This window comes from Solwaraspora sp. WMMA2059 (assembly GCF_027497315.1).
GTDB lineage: Bacteria > Actinomycetota > Actinomycetes > Mycobacteriales > Micromonosporaceae > Micromonospora_E.
Map to the genome: position 1 here is coordinate 3,180,889 of NZ_CP114908.1, position 17,737 is coordinate 3,198,625.

General features: G+C 72.2%; 10 protein-coding genes. 9 read left to right on the forward strand and 1 reads right to left on the reverse strand.

Going from position 1 to position 17,737, the window contains the following annotated elements:
- The first annotated feature begins 16 nt into the window (after positions 1-16).
- The 7 genes from O7553_RS14495 (at position 17) to O7553_RS14525 (ending at position 10,463) form a co-directional block, all read left to right on the forward strand.
- Positions 17-1,051, forward strand: coding sequence for a tetratricopeptide repeat protein (locus O7553_RS14495; protein WP_281555606.1), 1,035 nt, complete (start codon positions 17-19; stop codon positions 1,049-1,051).
- Between the two features lie 341 nt (positions 1,052-1,392).
- Entirely contained in the window at positions 1,393-4,035 is a 2,643-nt protein-coding gene (locus tag O7553_RS14500; protein WP_281555315.1) for a fibronectin type III domain-containing protein, read from the forward strand.
- 52 nt (positions 4,036-4,087) lie between these two features.
- Positions 4,088-5,083 carry a MoxR family ATPase gene (locus tag O7553_RS14505; protein WP_281555316.1) on the forward strand — a complete coding sequence of 332 codons (996 nt, stop codon included), beginning with the start codon at positions 4,088-4,090 and terminating at the stop codon, positions 5,081-5,083.
- Between the two features lie 12 nt (positions 5,084-5,095).
- Positions 5,096-6,295 carry a DUF58 domain-containing protein gene (locus tag O7553_RS14510; RefSeq protein ID WP_281555317.1) on the forward strand — a complete coding sequence of 400 codons (1,200 nt, stop codon included), beginning with the start codon at positions 5,096-5,098 and terminating at the stop codon, positions 6,293-6,295.
- Positions 6,292-8,661, forward strand: coding sequence for a transglutaminaseTgpA domain-containing protein (locus tag O7553_RS14515; protein WP_281555318.1), 2,370 nt, complete (start codon positions 6,292-6,294; stop codon positions 8,659-8,661). Before O7553_RS14510 ends, O7553_RS14515 begins: the two co-directional genes overlap by 4 nt.
- A gap of 32 nt (positions 8,662-8,693) precedes the next feature.
- Complete coding sequence (locus O7553_RS14520; RefSeq protein WP_281555319.1) at positions 8,694-9,350, forward strand: DUF3159 domain-containing protein; 657 nt, start codon at positions 8,694-8,696, stop codon at positions 9,348-9,350.
- Between the two features lie 93 nt (positions 9,351-9,443).
- Positions 9,444-10,463, forward strand: a complete 1,020-nt coding sequence (locus O7553_RS14525; protein WP_281555320.1) for a hypothetical protein — start codon at positions 9,444-9,446, stop codon at positions 10,461-10,463.
- Positions 10,464-10,702: 239 nt separating this feature from the next.
- On the opposite strand, the gene O7553_RS14530 is transcribed toward O7553_RS14525, so the two are convergent.
- Positions 10,703-13,612, reverse strand: a complete 2,910-nt coding sequence (locus O7553_RS14530; protein WP_281555321.1) for a glycoside hydrolase family 48 protein — start codon at positions 13,610-13,612, stop codon at positions 10,703-10,705.
- A 917-nt stretch (positions 13,613-14,529) separates the two neighbouring features.
- Between O7553_RS14530 and O7553_RS14535 the strand changes: the two genes are divergently transcribed.
- Positions 14,530-16,095, forward strand: a complete 1,566-nt coding sequence (locus O7553_RS14535; protein WP_281555322.1) for a GH1 family beta-glucosidase — start codon at positions 14,530-14,532, stop codon at positions 16,093-16,095.
- Between the two features lie 124 nt (positions 16,096-16,219).
- Positions 16,220-17,734 (forward strand): serine/threonine-protein kinase, encoded by a 1,515-nt coding sequence (locus O7553_RS14540; protein WP_281555323.1) that lies wholly within the window; start codon positions 16,220-16,222, stop codon positions 17,732-17,734.
- Positions 17,735-17,737: the final 3 nt, after the last annotated feature.

The following is a 17,737-nucleotide window of genomic DNA, read 5'->3' on the forward strand; positions in this document are numbered from 1 at the left end:
CGACAACGCGGCCGCCATGCGTGCCGGCGACGACCTCGCCGGCGCGTGCGGATACCTGCTGCGGGCGCTGGACTCGGCCCGTGACGCCTTCGGTGCGGACGAACCGGAGGTTCTGTGGACTGCGCACCTACTGGCCCGTCTCCGACGTGAGGCCGGCGACCCGGCAGCCGCCCGGCGGCTGTTGGAGGAGTCGCTGGCAGCAGGCGAACTACGGTTGGGTGACCGGGAGCCGGTCATGCTGGCCATCGCGTACGAGCTCGCGACGCTCGCCGAAGAACTGGGCAACCGGCATGAGGCCCGCCGCAACTTCTCCCGAGTCGCCGCCGCCGGCCCGGCGCAGCTCGGCGACGACCACTGGCAGGTCCGGGCCGCCCGGGAGTACCTGGCCGGCTCACCGGTCGCCCCGGCCGATCCGGCTTCCATCGCTGCTCAGCGCGAGCCAGACCGGCCGGCACCAGCGGCCCAGCCAGCACCACCGGCCCAGCCGGCACCACCGGCACCACCGGCACCGACGCCTCCGGCTTCCGACCGGGAGGCGACAACCGCCGTCGATCGACCGCTACCGCTACCCGCCGCCGGGACCGGACCGGCCGCCAGCGTTGCGGCACCGTCGCGGTCCCTACCGGTCGTCGTCGCGGTCGGCGCCGCAGCCGCCGCGGTCATCGCCGCCGTGGTCGTGGTCATCGTGGGCGTCACCGTCCTGCTCGACGGGCGGACCACCACACCGACCGGGCCGGGGCGTCCGGGGTCGGACCGCACCGCGGCCGGTGACCCGCCGACCGCCCTGCGGCTGACCGACGACACCACGGCCGTGACGCTGGCCTGGTCCGACCCGACCGCGGGAACGGTGCCGTTCATCGTCGCAAGTGGCCGCAGCGGACAACAACTCGGCGCACTTGCCACGGTCAATCCCGGCCAGACCGTATTCACCGTCAACGGGTTGAATCCCGAACTCGACTACTGTTTCGCGGTGCTCGCCGTCTACTCCGCCGACGAGTACGTCCCCTCGGACCAGGTCTGCACCGACCGTCGGACAGCCGACCCGGACTAGTCGAAAAACTCCATGTTGATCAGCGGAAACATGAATTTCCGAGCAGTTCTTCGGTAATCCCGTCCGACGTTGTCCACAGGGGCTGCCAGAGCGGTTTCCGGTCAGCGTGACGGCCCCTTAGGATGGCCTCCGGCCCAGCGTCGGGAGCGGCCCCGGGCCGGCGACGACCGACTATACGGGCGACGGACACCATACGACCGACGGGCGGAAGGCGACCTACTGTGGTCACCACGGGCGACGGCACCACGGGCGACGGCAACACAGCCGGCGGCACAGCCGGCGGCGGCACACGGCGGGGCCCCAGCCCTGACGGCCGACGACGCCGCGGCCGCGGCACGCTGGTGACCGTCGGCACGGTCACCGCGCTCGTCGTCGGCATGGGGCTCACCGTGCTCGGGCTCGGCGCGGCCGACCACGCGGCGGCCGGCTACGACGCGAGCTCCTGGTTGTGGAGCTCCGCCCGCAGCGAGCTGGCCAGGGTCAACGGGCTCACCGGGCGGGTCGACACCCGGGTCGAGGTCGCCGACGCACAGGGCCGCCAAACTCAGGTGCTGCAGACGGACCAGTTCCTGATCCTGCGCGAACTGGCCACCGGCAAGGTCAGCTCGCTCGATCTCGCCACGTTGCAGGTCGGCGCGACCGTCCAGAGCACGACCGGGTTCGGGGTGAGCGTGGCGATGCAGGGCGACGCGGCCTTCGTCATCGACGCCGTCCAGGGCGTGGTTCGCCAGATCGACCCCAGGTCACTGCGGCCCGTCGGCGACCCGGTGCGCTACCCGCCGGGGATCGCCGGTGGACATTTCGACGGCGCCGGTCGGCTGTGGATCGCAGTGCCGAGCGAGGGCACCGTCTCGGCGATCACCGCAGCGCCGCTGCCGAGCGACCCGACGCAGGGCTCGGCGGAGGGCTCGGCGGAGGGCTCGGCGGAGGCCGTCTTCGACTCGTCGATCCCCCAGCCGGCCGCCGCCGGGCAGGATGCGGACGCCACCGACGAAACCGCCGGGCCGACCCGGATCCGGACCGTGGCGGTCGCCCCGCCCAGCAACGAGTTGGCCATCTCCGCGCTCGACGACGGCGTCGCGGTGCTCAACCGGACGGCCGGCGCGCTGACCCTGTTGCGCGGCGGGGACCGCCACGAGGTGCCGCTCGACCTGGACGGTCCGGGCGTCCTGCCGGCCCGCACGACCGGCAGCCTGGTCGCGGTCACCGTGCCCGAACGGCGACGCATCGTCCTGGTCGACGACGACGGGGTCCGGCAGCTGTCGGTGCCGGGCAGCGGATCCGCGCTCCGTCCCGCCGTCAGCTGGGCGGGCCGGGTCTACTGCGCCGACGAACGCAGCCGGGAGATCCTCGCGTTCGACGGGGCGGGGGCGCTGCTTGCGTCGATCGACGTCACCGAGACCGCCGGCCCGCTCGACCTGGAGGTCCGGGAGAACCACCTGTTCATCAACGCGCCCGACGCGGCCACCGCCCGGGTCGTCACCGACGCCCACGAGGTCCGGCAGGTCGACAAGTACGCCAACGACATCCTCGGCGGTGACCCACCGCCGGAGCCACCGCCACCGCCACCACCGCCGAAGCCGACGGTCGGCCGGCCGGGTGCGCCCCGCGCGGTCAGCGCGGCAGCCGGCGACACCACCGTGCGGGTGAGCTGGCAGCCGGCGGCCGACAACGGCGCGAGCATCCAGCGGTACGTGGTCACCGGCGACGGCCGCAGCTTCGAGGTCGGGGCCAACCAACGGTCGTTCGAGGTCACCGGGCTGGTCAACGGCGAGACGTACCGGTTCTCGGTCCACGCGGTCAACGCCGAGGGCGCGGGGCCCGAGCGGGAGTCCAACCCGGTCGTTCCCACCGCTGAGGTGCCCGACGCCCCGGTGAACGTCACCGCGCAGGCCCGCGCGGACGGCTCGGTCGCGGTGAGCTGGCCGGCCGCCGACGGCCAGGGCAACGTCATCGCCGGCTACACGGTCACCGCCGTATCGGCCGAGGCCACCGCCCCGGTCGGCGACGTCTCCGGCACCGAGCTGGTCCTCCCGCCCGGCTCGCTCGACTACGGCACGCAGTACGCGTTCACCGTCGTCGCGGTCAGCGACCAGGGAGCCAACTCGACAGCGTCGCCGTTGAGCAACTCGGTGGTGCCCTACACGGCCCCCGGCGAGCCGGCGGCGGTCGAGGCGACCACCGTGGCCGACCAGCGGGGTGCCCTGCGGGTCGGCTGGTCGCCGGCACCGGACAACGGGCGTCCGGTCACCGGGTACGTGGTGACCGCCGGCGACCAGCGCACCGAGGTTGCCGACGGCACCGTCGTCACCCTGACCGGGCTGGGCGACGGGGCCGATGTGACGGTCTCGGTGCATGCGGTCAACGAGGCCGGTGACGGCCCGTCGGTGAGTACGACGGCCCGTACCGTCGCCGCGCCGAAGGTCACCGTCACCGGTGCCACCGCCGGCACCAACGCGGTCACCCTGAGCTTCTCGGTGGACGCCGGTGGCGGGAACGTCAGCTGCAGCGCGGCGGCCGACGGCGCGGCGGCCGTCACCGGCAGCTGCAACAGCATCCGGGTCGGCGGACTCTACCCGGGACGGTCCTACCGGTTCACCGTCCGGGCCAGCAACGCGGCCGGCACCGGCACCGCCACCCACAGCCGGGCGACCGCGGACCTGTACGGCATCGCGACCTGCGTCAACGGTCCGGACGGCGGGCAACGCACCTACTGCGACGACGACGTTCCCGGTCGCAACGGCAACGAGATCTTCGCCGTGCCGGAGCAGGACAACAGCCGCCAGGTCGGCTGGGTGCCCGACGGCACCCGACTGACCGCGCTGTGCCGCCGCCAGGGCGGGCACGTCGACGCCTGGATCTACAACGGCGGTAAGGCCAGCACCTGGTGGATCCGGGTGGAGTACAGCGGGAAGAACTACATCCCGTGGGCCTGGCTGAACCTGGCCGGCGGCGACGACCTGAACCAGCTGCCCACCTGCTGACCCCGCCCACCTGGGCAGCCACCGATCCACCCCGGCGAGGAGACCAGCCGCAGTGACCACGACCACCCAGCTGACGCCCCACGAGGTGACCGGCTTCGCCTCGACCGCCGCTCGACTGGCCGGTGAGATCTCCACCGTGGTGCTGGGCAAACCGCAGGTGGTGCGACTGACCCTGACGGCCCTGTTCGCGCAGGGCCACGTCCTGCTGGAGGACGTGCCGGGGGTGGGTAAGACCACCCTGGCACGGGCCGTCGCCGCCACGGTGCACGGCCACTGGCGTCGGATCCAGTTCACCCCCGACCTGTTGCCCGCCGACGTGTCCGGGGTGACCATCTTCAACCAGTCCACCCAGGGGTTCGAGTTCCATCCCGGCCCGGTGTTCGCCAACATCGTCATCGCCGACGAGATCAACCGCGCCTCACCCAAGACCCAGTCGGCGCTGCTGGAGGTGATGGAGGAACGCACGGTCACAGTGGACGGGGTCCGGCATCCGGTGCCCCGGCCGTTTCTGGTGGTGGCCACCCAGAACCCGGTCGAGATGGACGGCACCTACCGGCTTCCGGAGGCCCAGCTGGATCGGTTCCTGGTCCGGTTGTCGGTCGGCTACCCCGATGAGCAGACCGAGATCGAGGTGCTGCGCGGGGCGACCCTGCGGTCCCCTGAGGCACTCGAGCCGGTGACCGACACGGCCACCGTCGGCCGGCTCATCCAACTGGCGCAGCGGGTGCACATCGCCGACCCGTTGTACGGGTATGCGGTGCGGCTGGCGGCCGCGACCAGGACACACCCGCAGATCCGGGTCGGGGTCAGTCCACGCGGGGTGATCGCCCTGACCCGGGCGGCCTGCGCGTACGCGCTGATCGGCGGCCGGGGGTTCGTGCTGCCCGAGGATCTGAAGGCCCTGCTGGAGCCGGTCTTCGCGCACCGGCTGCTACTCACCGCGGACGCCCAACTGCGCGGCGTCACGGCAGCCGAGGTGCTCGCCGACGTGGTCCGGTCGGTCCCGGTGCCGCTGCCGGCCGGCCAGCCGGCAGCGGCCGGGGTCTGAGCCGACCGGCCCATGAACGTCACCGCCCGTTGTCTCGGCCTCGGCGTCACCGCCGCGCTGCTCACCGCCGTCGGGTCCGTGCTCGGCTATCCGGAGCTCGCGCTGCTCGGCACCGCCGGTCTGACGGTGGTCGGCTATGCGGCCGGCTACGCGCTGTGGCAGCCCCGGCTGTCGGTACGCCGTACCGTCGAACCCGACCGGGTGAACCGCGGCGACGTGTGCACCGTGACGCTGCAGGTCGGCAACCTTCGGCGCTGGGGCGCGGCGAGCGTCCTCGCCGAGGAACGGTGCGGCCGGCGGTGGATTCCGGTGCCGCTGGCCCGATTGCGCTCCGGCGCCACGACCACGGTGCGCTATCCGGTACCCACCGATCGCCGGGGCGTGCTCCCGGTCGGCCCGTTGCGGGTGCTCCGGCGCGACCCGTTCGGCCTGGTCGCCGTCGCACGCGCGGACGGCGAACCGGTCCGGGTATGGGTCCGGCCGCAGATGCATCCACTGCGCGCGGTGCCGGCCGGGATCGCCCGCAGCCTGGACGGCCGGATCGACCGGGTACCGCACGGCAGCATCACCTTCGACTCCTTACGGGAGTACGTCGTCGGCGACGAACTACGCCGGGTGCACTGGCGGACCAGCGCCCGGATCGGCCAGCTAATGGTGCGGGAACACGTCGACACCAGTATGCCCCGGCTGGTGGTGCTGCTGGACAACCGGACGGTCGCGTACCACGACCACGCCGACGGGGCGTCGGCGACGTTCGAGTCGGCCTGTGAGGCGGCGGCGTCGGTGGTCGACGCGGCGACCCGGGCCGACCTTCCGGTGCTGCTGCGGATGGTCGTCGACCAGCCGCCGCCGGACGGCACGCCGAGTCGGCACCCGCTGGACCGGCTGGCCGAGGTCACGCTGGCCGGGACCGACCGGCTGACCGGCGAGGACCCGGTCCGACAGGTCTGCGACCAGCTGCGCCAGCAACGGCCCGGCGACACGCTGGTCTATCTGGCCGGCACCGGTGATCCGGATGCCGTCGCCCGCATCGGTGCGCTGCGCGCAGTCTTCGCGATCATTCTGGTCGGCCGGATCACCGGCGCCGTCGACCCGTCGGCAGGCGGGGCACCGGCGCTGGGTGCCCCGACCGGGCTGGCCGGAGTGCTGTTCGTCGAGGCGGCCGACGGTGTCAGCTTCGCCGCCGGCTGGGATGCGGCAGGTGACCGGTGACCGGTGACCGGACGACCGGGCTGGCGCGTCTCGGTGCGGTGGCGGCGGCGCTGATCGCGATGACCGGGTCAGCCGCGGTCCTGCTCGGCCGAATCTACGACGGGGCGGCGGCCAGCTGGCTGATCGCCGGTGCCGGCGCGGCGGCGGTGCTGGTCGGCACGTGCGCCCGGCGGCTGCCGAACTGGCAGGTGGCTCCACTGTCCGTCCTGCTGATGGGTGGCTACCTGCTGGCCGCCGGATGGTGGGCGGCGGACCGGGCGGAGCTGGCCGGCCCGGTGACCCGGCTGCTCGCCGACGCCGCCGCGAACGGGGTTCCCCGGCTGCTGACCGCGATGATCCCGATGGAGGCGGTGCCGGACACGGTGGTGGTTCCGGTCGTGGCCAGCTGGCTCGCCGGCTTCACCGCGACCGAGCTCGCGGTGCGGGCCCGGCGCATGCTGCTCGGCTGCCTGCCGCCGTTGCTGCTGTTCGGCGCGGCGGCGTTCGTGGTCGGGCCGAACGCCGAGCCGGCCCGGTGGCCGGCGCTGCTGTTCGTCGCGGCGGCGGCGGTCGGGCTGCTGGTCACCGCGGCGCCGGCACCCGCTGCCCGGCGGAGCGGGTCGGCGGCAACGGTCAACCAGCCGTCCGGGCCGCGCAGCGGTGGCGGTGGTGGCGCGCTGACGACGGTACGGCTGCGGACGGCGGCGGTGTCGTTCGCCGGCGCGGCCACCGTACTGCTGCTGGTGGCGGTGAGCGCCCCGTGGGTGGTGGCCCGGATCGCGACGACCGACGTCGACCCACGCCGCTACGTCGCACCACCGCAGGTGGAAATCCTCGACGAGAATCCCCTGATCAGGATCTCCGGTTGGGCACTCAATCCCGATCAGCCGCTGTTCGACCTGCGGGTCGGCGCGTCACCGCCTCCGGCCGTGGACGGGCCGCAAGCCTCCGGGGCCGGCCCGCGTCCGACCGCAGACGGTGCGCTACGGCTGACTCTGGCCGTGCTGCACGACTACGACGGCGTCACCTGGCGGGTCGGCGGGACCTATCGCAACGCCGGCCGGGTGCTGCCGCCGGTCGAGGACGCTGCGGCGTCGCGAACCGACGCCTCGTCGACAGACGCAGTACGCCAGGAGATCACCGTGGCCGAGCTGTCCGGCCGGCTGCTGCCCGCGATCACCGCCCCGGTACGGGTCGACGGCGTCCGGGTGGCCTACGACCGGGCCAGCAGCACCTTGCTGCACCCCGAGGGTCTCACTCCCGGCGTCACGTACGCCGTCGACTCGGTGCCGCGTCGACCACCGCTGAACGCGCTGACCACCGCAGACGTGCCGGCCGGGGAGTCGGTGGCCCGGACCCTGCGGGTGGCTGACGGGGTGCCGGCGGAGATCCGTCGGCTCGCCCAGCAGCTCGCCCGGGACAACGGTGCGCCGTACCAGCGGGCGCTGGCCGTCGAGCAGTTCCTCGCCGACCACTACCAGCTTGTCGCCGACGCGCCGAGCGGGCATGCGTACCCGAATCTGGGTTTCTTCCTCTTCGGGCCGCGCGACGCCGGCGGCCAGCAGGGCACCTCCGAGCAGTTCGCCGCTGCCTACGCGCTGCTCAGCCGGCTGATGGGGCTACCCACCCGGGTGGTCGTCGGGTTCGTGGTGCCGTCCGGTGACGCGACGGTGCACGGCAGGCACGCGGTGGCCTGGCCGGAGGTGCTCTTCTCCGGTGTCGGTTGGGTGCCGTTCGATCCGCTGCCCCGACCGGACAGTACGCCGCGCCCGATCGAGGAGGAGTTCCGGCCGGCACCGGACGAGCCGACGCCGTCTGTGGCGCCGTCCGTGCTACCGACGGTCGACCCGACGCCGTCGACACCGCCCTCGGCGGCCTCCGCACCGCCGGGCGGTCGGCCGTCCGGCTGGCTGCTCGGCGTCGTCGCGGCGACGGTGGCCGGGGCCGGCGCGGCCGGATGGGCCGGCGTCGTCCTGCTGCTGCGTCGCCGGCTACGCGACCGGCGACTCGACAGCGGCCTGCCCGCGCACCGGGTCTGCGGGGCCTGGCTCGAGGTGGTCGACGCGCTCCGGCTGGCTGGTCACCCGGCCGGGGGGCACATGTCCGCCAGCGAGGTGGCCGGACACGGTCGGGCGTTGCCGGACGGTGCGGCACTGCCCCGGCTCGACCCGCTGGCCGAGCTGGTCAACCTCGCCAGCTTCGCACCGGGGCAGACCGACGACGAGCAGGCCCGGCGCGCCGGTGGCTACGCCACCGTCTGGGTGGCGGCGCTGCGTGCCCGGCGGCCGTGGTGGCAGCGGGTGATCTGGTCGCTGGACCCCGGTCCACTGCGCTGGGAGCGTCGCCGACGTACAGCCGCCACCGCGAACACCGCAGTAAACGGTTAGCCTTACCTAAGGACGGCGGCGGAAGGCGGACGGTGACCGGTACATCGGACGACACCCAGGCGGAGTCACTGGCGCAACTGCTCGGTGGGCGACGAGGCGCCATCGACGCCACGCTGCCAGCAGTGGCGTTCGGCGTCGGATGGGTGGCCGGCGGAGAGTCGATCTGGGTCGGCGTGTGCTGCGCGGTCACGGTCGGCGTGGTGATCGCCGGGGTACGCCTACGGCGTGGTGATCGACCCCGGTCGGTGCTGATCGGGCTGCTCGCCGTCTGCGTCGCCGCGGTGATCGCGCTACGCACCGGGCGGGCGTCCGACTTCTTCCTGGTGCAGCTGCTGTCGAACGCGGCGAGCGCACTGGCCTGGGCGTTCAGCATCGTCGTCCGGCGGCCGCTGCTCGGCGTGGTAGTGGGAGCGGTGCTGGGTCAACGGACCGGGTGGCGCCGGGATCCGGCGCTGCTGCGGGCGTACGGCCGGGCCAGCTGGGTCTGGGTCGGGCAGTACGTGACCCGGGTGGCCGTCTTCGTCCCGCTCTATCTCGCCGACCAGGCGATGGCGCTGGCCGCCTTACGGGTCGCGCTAGCCTGGCCGCTGGTCGCCGCCTGCCTGGCGGTGAGCTGGTGGGTGCTCCGCCGGTCGCTTCCGGCCGGGCACCCGGGGATACGCCGTCCGGTACCGGCCGACCTACGGTGACGAATCGGCCTCCCGTACGACCCGGGCCGGTGCTGATGTGACTAGAGTGACACGCTGTCCCGACCGCATCCGCACAAGGAGGCAGGCGTTCCCGTGGCCGAGAAACCTGCTGACTCCGCTCGCGGCGCCAGACGCAGCGACTCCGCTGCGGACGGTGCCCTCACGCAGCCGACCGTCGAGCTGAAGGCCCTGCCTGGCGGTCGGCCGCCGGGCCCGGCGGTTCCGGACGCACCGACGGTCGAGCAGCCAACGGTCGAGCAGCCAGTCGTCCAGCTATCGGCCGACGCGAACCGCTCGGCCGACGCGTTCGACGAACCGACGGTCGAGCAGCCGGTGGTACGCCCCGCAGCCGTCCGACCCGCGGCCGCCGCTGTCGCGGGCCTGACCGCCGCCCCGGCACAACTACCGACGGGACCGGCCGGCACCGCATCTGGACCGGCAGCGACCGCGCCGGCACCGTCCCGGAGCGCGCCACCGGACGAGCCGGACCGGTTCATCGCGCTGGCCCGCCGGTACGGCTGGGTGGTGGCCGCCGGTTCGGTCGCCGCAGTGGCGCTGCTGTGCTCGGCGCCGTTCGTCTCCGGAAACGGACTGTTGTGGAACCCGGCGAGTTCGACAGGCTCGCCGACCACCCCCACCGCGACCCCGGAAAGCGCCCCTACCGCGACGGTCACGGCCGAGGTCACCGACACCTCGCCGGCCGCCGGCGACAACGGGGAGTCACCCGAGGTGCGCCAGGCCGACCCGCCGGCCGTGCCCCCCGAGCAGCCCGCGTCGGACCCGGCTCCTCCCCCGCCCCCATCGGACGACCCGCCGGCGTCCAGCGCCGCACCGCCGGGCGGCGGCGAGCCGGTGCTGCTCGGCCCGGACAACAGCGACGATCTCCGTGGCATGCTGGACAGTTACTGCAAGCAGGAGCACGGCGGCGGGTGGATGGCGTGGCCGCGCGAGTGGCCGGGCAACGGCACCGAATGGGAGTGCGTCCGGCCGTGGACCCCTCATGACCGAGACCTCGACGTCCGACGCGCCTGCGCCAGTCGATACGGCGAGCCGGTCGTCGCCGAGGCCGGCAGTCGTCGGGACGCGTACAGCTGGCGGTGCTACCGGGGCTGACGTCAGCCGACGAACACAAGGATGTGGTGGGCCGACCGGGATCGCTGCGTTGGCCAATCCCGGCCGACCCACCACGGGCGGGCCTGACCGTGGGTATCAGGCCGTCTGCGGAGGTTCGGCGCCGTCAGGCGGTGCCGGACCGTTTGGTGGGGCGGCGGTACGTAGGTGTTGGTTCAGGTGATGGATCGCGGTGGAGGTGTCCGGGTGGGCGGGGCCGGCCGCCCACCCGGACACCGGTCTCAGTTGTTCGGGAACAGGTGACCGAAGTCGGCGTAGGCCATCGCCAGGTCAGCCTGTGCCCAGAACCGGTGGTAGCGGAACTCCGGCTCCGGCCCACCGTTGAGGTACGCCTCAACCTTCGGCCAGTCCGGGTCGTCCAGGTAGAACGACCTGATGTCCAGGAAGCTCGCGCCCGGCTCGATCGTGTCGCCGTTGGGCATGGTGCCCGACCAGCCGTTCGGGATGTACAGACCCTGCCCGGTGGAGGCGTTGTAGACGTCGTCGAAGCGACGGTAGTCACCTCTCGTCTCCACGGTGGAGGAGCCCTGCGCGTCGGCGTTGGCGTACAACGCGTCCAGCAGGCCCTTGGCGGTGTCGCGGGCCTCGGTGTCGCCGGAGGCGGCCGCGTACCACATCAGGGTCCGGGCGTAGGCCGAGGCCACGCCGACATCCTGACCGGTACCGACGACCTCGACGTGCAGGTTGTTGTTGGCACCGGGGTTGCTCGGGTTCCAGGTGTCCGGCGCGCCGGTCCACTCCATGGTCGACGGGATCGCAAAGTCCCCGCCGGTGCCGATCTCGGTGTGCGAGATGGCCCACGGCACCCACTTGTCGAGGATCTGCTTGGCCCGGGCGTCGCCGGTCACGTAGTAGACCTCGGCCACCCGCTGCAGCGACCAGACCTGCATGCCGAACCACTCGTTGCTGCCCGGGTCGTGGTAGACCGGGTGCTCCGTGTAGTACATGCCGTAGAAGGTCGGGGTGCCCGACGGAGGCTGGGCGTAGGAGCCGTTCCAGCTGTTGGTGGCACCGCCGGCGATGGCACCTTCAGCGGACTGCAGCCACTGGTAGAACTCCATCTGCCGGTCGAAGCTCTCGGTCCAGTCCTGCACCGCGGTGGCGCCGCGCGGCCGCAGCTCCGGCACGTTGGTCAGCGCCCAGGCGGCGAACGGGTTCTGGTAGCCGAAGTGGTTGTGGCTGGAGCCGATCCGCCACGACCAGGCCGCCGAGGTGTCGGTGGCGCCACCCCAGGCGTAGTACCAGGACATCAGGTAGTGCGCGGAGTCCTTACCGGTACCGGCCGGGCAGCTGGATGGGCCGACACAGTTGCCGATCCGCTTGAAGTACTTGTCGAACATCGCGTAGCGCAGGTAGTCGCCCATCCGGGCGGCTTTCGCGACGGTGGCCGCGACCGCGCTCTCGTTGCCCTGCTCCTCGGCCCAGACCAGCGCCCAGTAGGCCGCCTGAATGGCGCGGGCGTCGGCATCCGGGGCGTTGGTGTACTTCCACTGCGACGCCGGGGCGTTGTCCTCGGCGATGAACAGGTCCAGGTAGCCGTTCGGGCCGCCGTGCGCTTTGGTGTCGCAGGATGGCTGCGGGACGGTCTCCCAGACCGACTCCTGCGGGCCGCGCTGGAAGGTGTTGATGTACGCGGGTCGGGTGGTGCCGTCACCGCAGCGGCCGTAGCCGTAGACGTTGTCCACGTCGAGCAGCCAGTGCATGCCGTAGATCTCGCCGGTGCCGTACGCCGACTGCAGCTCGTTGCGCAGCGGATCGGTGCCGACCGGAACGTTCTGGTTCAGCCGCGACGGGTACTGGTCGGGGCGCAGGTACTCCGCAGCGTACTGCGGGGTGCCGGGGACACCCGCGGTCGGCTGGTCGGCGGTGCCCGGGATGATGTACCGCTCCATCACGGTCCACGCGTTGTTGAACGGCGCCCAGTTCTCGGTGACCCGGCCGTAGTTGGCCTCCAGCCAGATCCAGAAGCTGAAAGCTTCGGAGGTGGTTTCGTGGCCGTGGTCCGGGGCCTCGACGATCAGTGTCTCAATGGAGTGGTAGGGCACGCCCTCGGGGCTGAAGTAACCCGAGTTCTTGATCTTTCCGTACTGCTCCAGGAAGCGCTCGATGTACTCGTTGTCGCCGCCGGGCGAGTCGTTGTCGATCTCGGTGACCACGATGGCCAGTGGCGCCAGGCCACTCGCCGTGGCGGTGATCGTGGCCGTGCCGCTGACCGTGTCGCTGTCCTCGGCGGCCGACACGGTGACCGTCGCCCCGGTGTTCCAGTTGCTCGGGGTGAGGGTGACCGACGACGGCGACCGGGTGATGCTGTTGTCGCCGGAGATCGCAAGGCTGACCGGCAGATTACCGCTCGGCGCCGAGCTCAACCGCAGGTTGAAGCTGCTGCTGCCGCCCTCGTTGACACTCACCGACGACGGGGTGGCGATCAGACTCGGTCCAGAGGCCGGACTGACGGTGAACGCCCGCTCGGCGGTGGCGCTGGCGCCGGCGTTGTCGTACGCCCGGGCCTGCACGGTGTAGCTGCCTGCGGGCAGGTCCTCCATGACGTACTGGTACGGGCTGGTCGTGTCGGTGTTGACCAGCAGCCCGTTGCGGTAGAACTCGACCCGGTCGACGGTGCCGTCGGCGTCGCTGGCGGTCGCGGTCAGCGGGACGTCGGCCGGCGCGATGAACGGCCCCGACGGCACCGTCAAACCGACCGTGGGCGGTTGGTTCTCCGACGCGCCGTTACAGGTCACACCGTTGATGGAGAACGAGGTCGGCCGGGGGTTGGAGCCGGTGTGCGAGCCGTTGAAGCCGATGTTGGTTGACTGACCGGTGGCCAGATTGCCGTTCCAGGCGGCGTTGGTCGCGGTCACCACGTTGCCGGACTGGGTCCAGTTGGCCGACCAGCCCTGGGTGACCCGCTGGCCGCCCGGGAACGTGAAGCGCAGGGTCCACCCGGTGAGCGGATCACCGAGGTTCTCGATGGTCACGTTGGCGGTGAAGCCGTTGTTCCAGTCGTTGGTCGAATAGACGACGTCGCAGGCGGTGGCCGCGTTGGCGACGCCGGGGACGGCGGCGACACCTCCGACGACCATCACGCCAGCGGCGAGCATTGCCAGCCGCTGTCTCGTCGCGGTCAATCTCATGTGCGGGGTTCTCCTCGCGAACCAGGCCGAGGCAGTGAGGTACACCTCGGCTTGGCGCCTTGGGCGCGGTGGGCGATGTCGTGGAGCAGCGCGTCGGACGCCAGGCGCCGGATGGGTGTGACCCGTCCCGGACCGGGGTCTGCATACGACGGAGAGCGCCGGACCGGCGGCTCCGGTTCACTGCGTGGCGCCGTACCGACACGGGGTCGGATGCCCTCGGCTGCCGCTGTCGCGTGGTCTGTTGGCTCCCACCTGCGATGGTCGACAGTGTTACATGGGAGCGCTCCCGCAGCAAGTGGCAACCTTTGACAACCCACCGGAGAACCCAGACGAACCCGCATTGAGCAGGGAATTCATCAGCGATGGTCGGGCGCGGCCGGACTCACTCACGCCACCAACATGTTTCGATCTCGTTTTGGGTCTTTCACAAACCCGTGACGGAGACTACAGTCCAGAACCAACGTCGATGGGAGCGCTTCCATCGATGGATGTTGCAACACGTGAGAGTACACCGTACCTGCCGTGCCCCGCCGCCCCGGTGGAGCACACCACTACCGGTCGTACAGCTGGTGGCGGGCCAGCCCGGACTCCGCCGGCAGCTGCAGACACCACCCGGGAGAGGAGGTGGATCCAGAGCCACTCGCGTGGCCCGGCTCCCGCGCGTCACGCACGACCTGGACGCCAAACCGCTCGTGCGTGAAAGCAACTGATGGTGGGGACGGGGGTTGCCCTCCCCGTCCCCACACTACTTCCCCACACCCGGCAGGAAATCGGTCGACCCGGCACCCCGTCCGGCCGTCCGGCCGACGTGACCCGGTTCCACCACCGCCGATCCCCCCATCCGCGCCACCTGACCGGCGCATCCGCGCACCCGTGCCGCACCGCAGTGGATCGGACACCACTGTCAGGAGAGCCCGATGGCCGTACTGTCCCGCCGGCACCTGCACCGCCGGGCCGAGCGTTCCGCCGTCCGCGCCGCGAGCGGCGATCCGAGCGGCGATCCAGGCCGCGCCGCCGGCACCGGCCGCATCACCGGCACCGACCCCGGCCGAGCCATCGCCGACGCGACCGAAGCCGGCCCCGTCGACGCGACCGGGCCCGACCCGGCAGGCGATGGTTCCGCGACCCCGGCCATCCGCCACCGCGGCGATCCCGAACGTCCGATCGGTCTGCACTTTCCTAACAACTTCCGCTGGGGCGCGGCGACCTCCGCGTACCAGATCGAAGGTGCCGCCAAAGAGGACGGCCGGGGCGAATCGGTGTGGGACACCTTCAGCCACACCCCCGGTCGGACCCGCGGCGGCGATACCGGCGACGTCGCGGCCGACCACTACCATCGGTACGGCCACGACCTGGACCTGATGCGTGAGCTCGGACTGCACAGCTACCGGTTCTCCATCTCCTGGCCGCGGATCCAGCCCGACGGCACCGGTCAGCCCAACCGGCGCGGGCTGGACTTCTACCGCCGACTGGTCGCCGGGCTGCTCGAGCGGGGCATCGAGCCGATGGCCACCCTGTTCCACTGGGACCTGCCACAGGCCCTGCAGGACCTCGGCGGGTGGGAGCAGCGCGACGTGGCGTACCGCTTCGCCGAGTACGCCCAGATCCTGTTCCACGCCCTCGGCAGCGAGGTGCCGGTCTGGCTGACGATCAACGAGCCGAAGACCGTGGTACAGAACGGCTACCTCAGCGGGCATCACGCCCCGGGCCGGCCGGACGCGGACGCAGCGTACCTGGTGGCCCACCACCTCCAACTCGCGCACGGTCTGGCCGTACAGGCGCTACGCGCGGAGCGGGCCGCGTGCCGGATCGGACCGGCGCTCAACCTGCATCCCTGCTACCCAGCCGACGCGAGCCCGGCAGCCGCCGCTGCGGCCCGGCTGTACGACGGCTACGAGAACCGGCTGTACCTGGACCCGATCTTCCTCGCCAGCTACCCGGCGGACGTCCTGGCCGATCTCGGCCCGGCCAGCCGGCTGGCCGGTGGGATACACGACGGTGACCTCGATGTCATCGCCGAGCCGATCGACCTGCTGGCCGTCCAGTACTACACCCCGTTCTACGTCGCCGCAGACGGCAGCACGGTCCGCCGCTGGCCGACCTCGGAGGCGGGCTGGCAGCAGATCCACCCGGACGGCATGTTCGACGCCCTCACCCGGGTACACCGGGAGTACGGCACCGTGCCGATCACGATCACCGAGAACGGCCTGCCCACCCCGGACCGGTTGGCGACGGACGGTTCGGTGGACGATCCCGGCCGGGTCGCCTTCCTCCGGGATCACCTCGCCGCCGTGCACCGGGCGATCAGCACCGGTGTCAACGTGGAGAGCTACCATGTCTGGTCGCTGCTGGACAACTTCGAATGGGCCGAGGGATACCAGCAGCGCTGGGGGCTCATCTACGTCGACTACCCGACGCAACGGCGGATCTTCAAGCGAAGCGCGCACTGGTACCGGCGGGTGATCGCGGAGAACGCCATCTGACAGCGATGATGTTCCACGGCCGGGCCGCGCGGAAGACGACCGGGATTACATCCTCCGGAGGAACTCGCCCTCGGTAACCAGAAAACCGCACCACGCCGGGTACGCGCCAGGACAGACTGTGCCCATGGGGTTCGGTCCTGGGTTGCGTCTCGACCGGAGATACGTACTGGTCGAACGGATCGGGCTGGGTGGGATGTCCGAGGTGTGGCGGGCCAGCGACGAACTGCTCGACCGACCGGTCGCGGTGAAGGCGCTCACGCCGCCGATCGCGCCAGCGGTCCGGGCCGCTTGTCGGCAGGAGGCCCGGGCCGCGGCCCGGATCACTCATCCGCATGTCACCCAGGTGTACGACTACGGCGAGGCGGCGATCACCGAGACCGATGTGGTGCCGTTTCTGGTCCTCGAACTGGTCGACGGGGAGAACCTCGCTGCCCGCCTGGCCGGTGGGCCGCTGCCCTGGCAGGCTGCGGTCTGGCTGACCGCACAGGTGGCCAGCGGCCTGGCCGCCGCCCACCGGATCGGGGTGGTGCATCGGGACATCAAGCCGGGCAACGTCATGCTCACCGCCAGTGGCGCCAAGATCCTGGACTTCGGCATCGCCGCGTTGACCGACGGCCGACCCGCGCCCGATGCCGGCTGGTTGCTCGGCACTCCGGCGTACGCCGCACCGGAACGGCTGCTTCACTGGCCGGCCCATCCGGCGGCCGACGTCTACGCCCTCGGCGCGCTCTGCTACGAGATGCTGACCGGGTCACCACCCATACCGGCCGGCAGTTGGCGGGAGGCGGCCGTCCGGCTACAGCGACCGGACCCGCCGGCCCGACCCCGCGCCGACGGACTGCCCGCCCCCGCCGCCGATCTCTGCCTCGCCTGCCTGAGCCGGGATCCGGCGCAGCGGCCGGCCGCCGGTGAGATCGCCGACGCCCTGCACGCGGTGCTCGGCGTGATGGTCGAGTTCCCGTTGCCCGGACCGCGCCCGGTCGGCGCTTCGCCCGGCGGCCGGACCTTGGTGGACCGGCTACCGCCGGCCCGGCAGGCCGGGCCGATGCTGCGGCGGGCCGCGATGGTGGCCCAGTCGGACCAACCGGCACCGCGCCGGGCCGCGATGGCGGCGCGGCCGGCTGTCCCGCCGGACGCGCGACCACCCGCCGGCCGGGCCCGGATGTCCTCGACGGCGGTCGGTCTTGCCGGGGCCGGCGCGGCGGCGCTACTGGCCTTCGCGGTCGTGGCGGCCGCGGTACTCGGCGCGCCTCTGCCGGCCGCCGAACACGCGGCGGCCCCCTCGCCGATAGCGACCGCGCCGGTCGCCGGGGCGGCCAGGCCCCCGACCGGGCCGGACGACACACCGCCGGAGCTGCTGGCCACGGCGGCGCGGGTGGTGGAGCAGTTCGATCTGCTCGTGGCCGACGGCTCCACTGACGGGCGGATCAGGGCGGATGCCGCAGCTGACCTACGCGACGCGGCCGACCAGTTTCGCGTCTCGGTGGCGGAAGGCGCCACGCCTGAGCAGCTACGGCACCGGGCCGGCGAGCTAAGGTCGAGACTCGCCGCACACCGACAAGAGGGCACAGTGGGCACCGATATTTCCATCCAGCTCGACCTCATGCTCGCCACGCTCCTGGTGGAGGTCGCCGACTGAGAG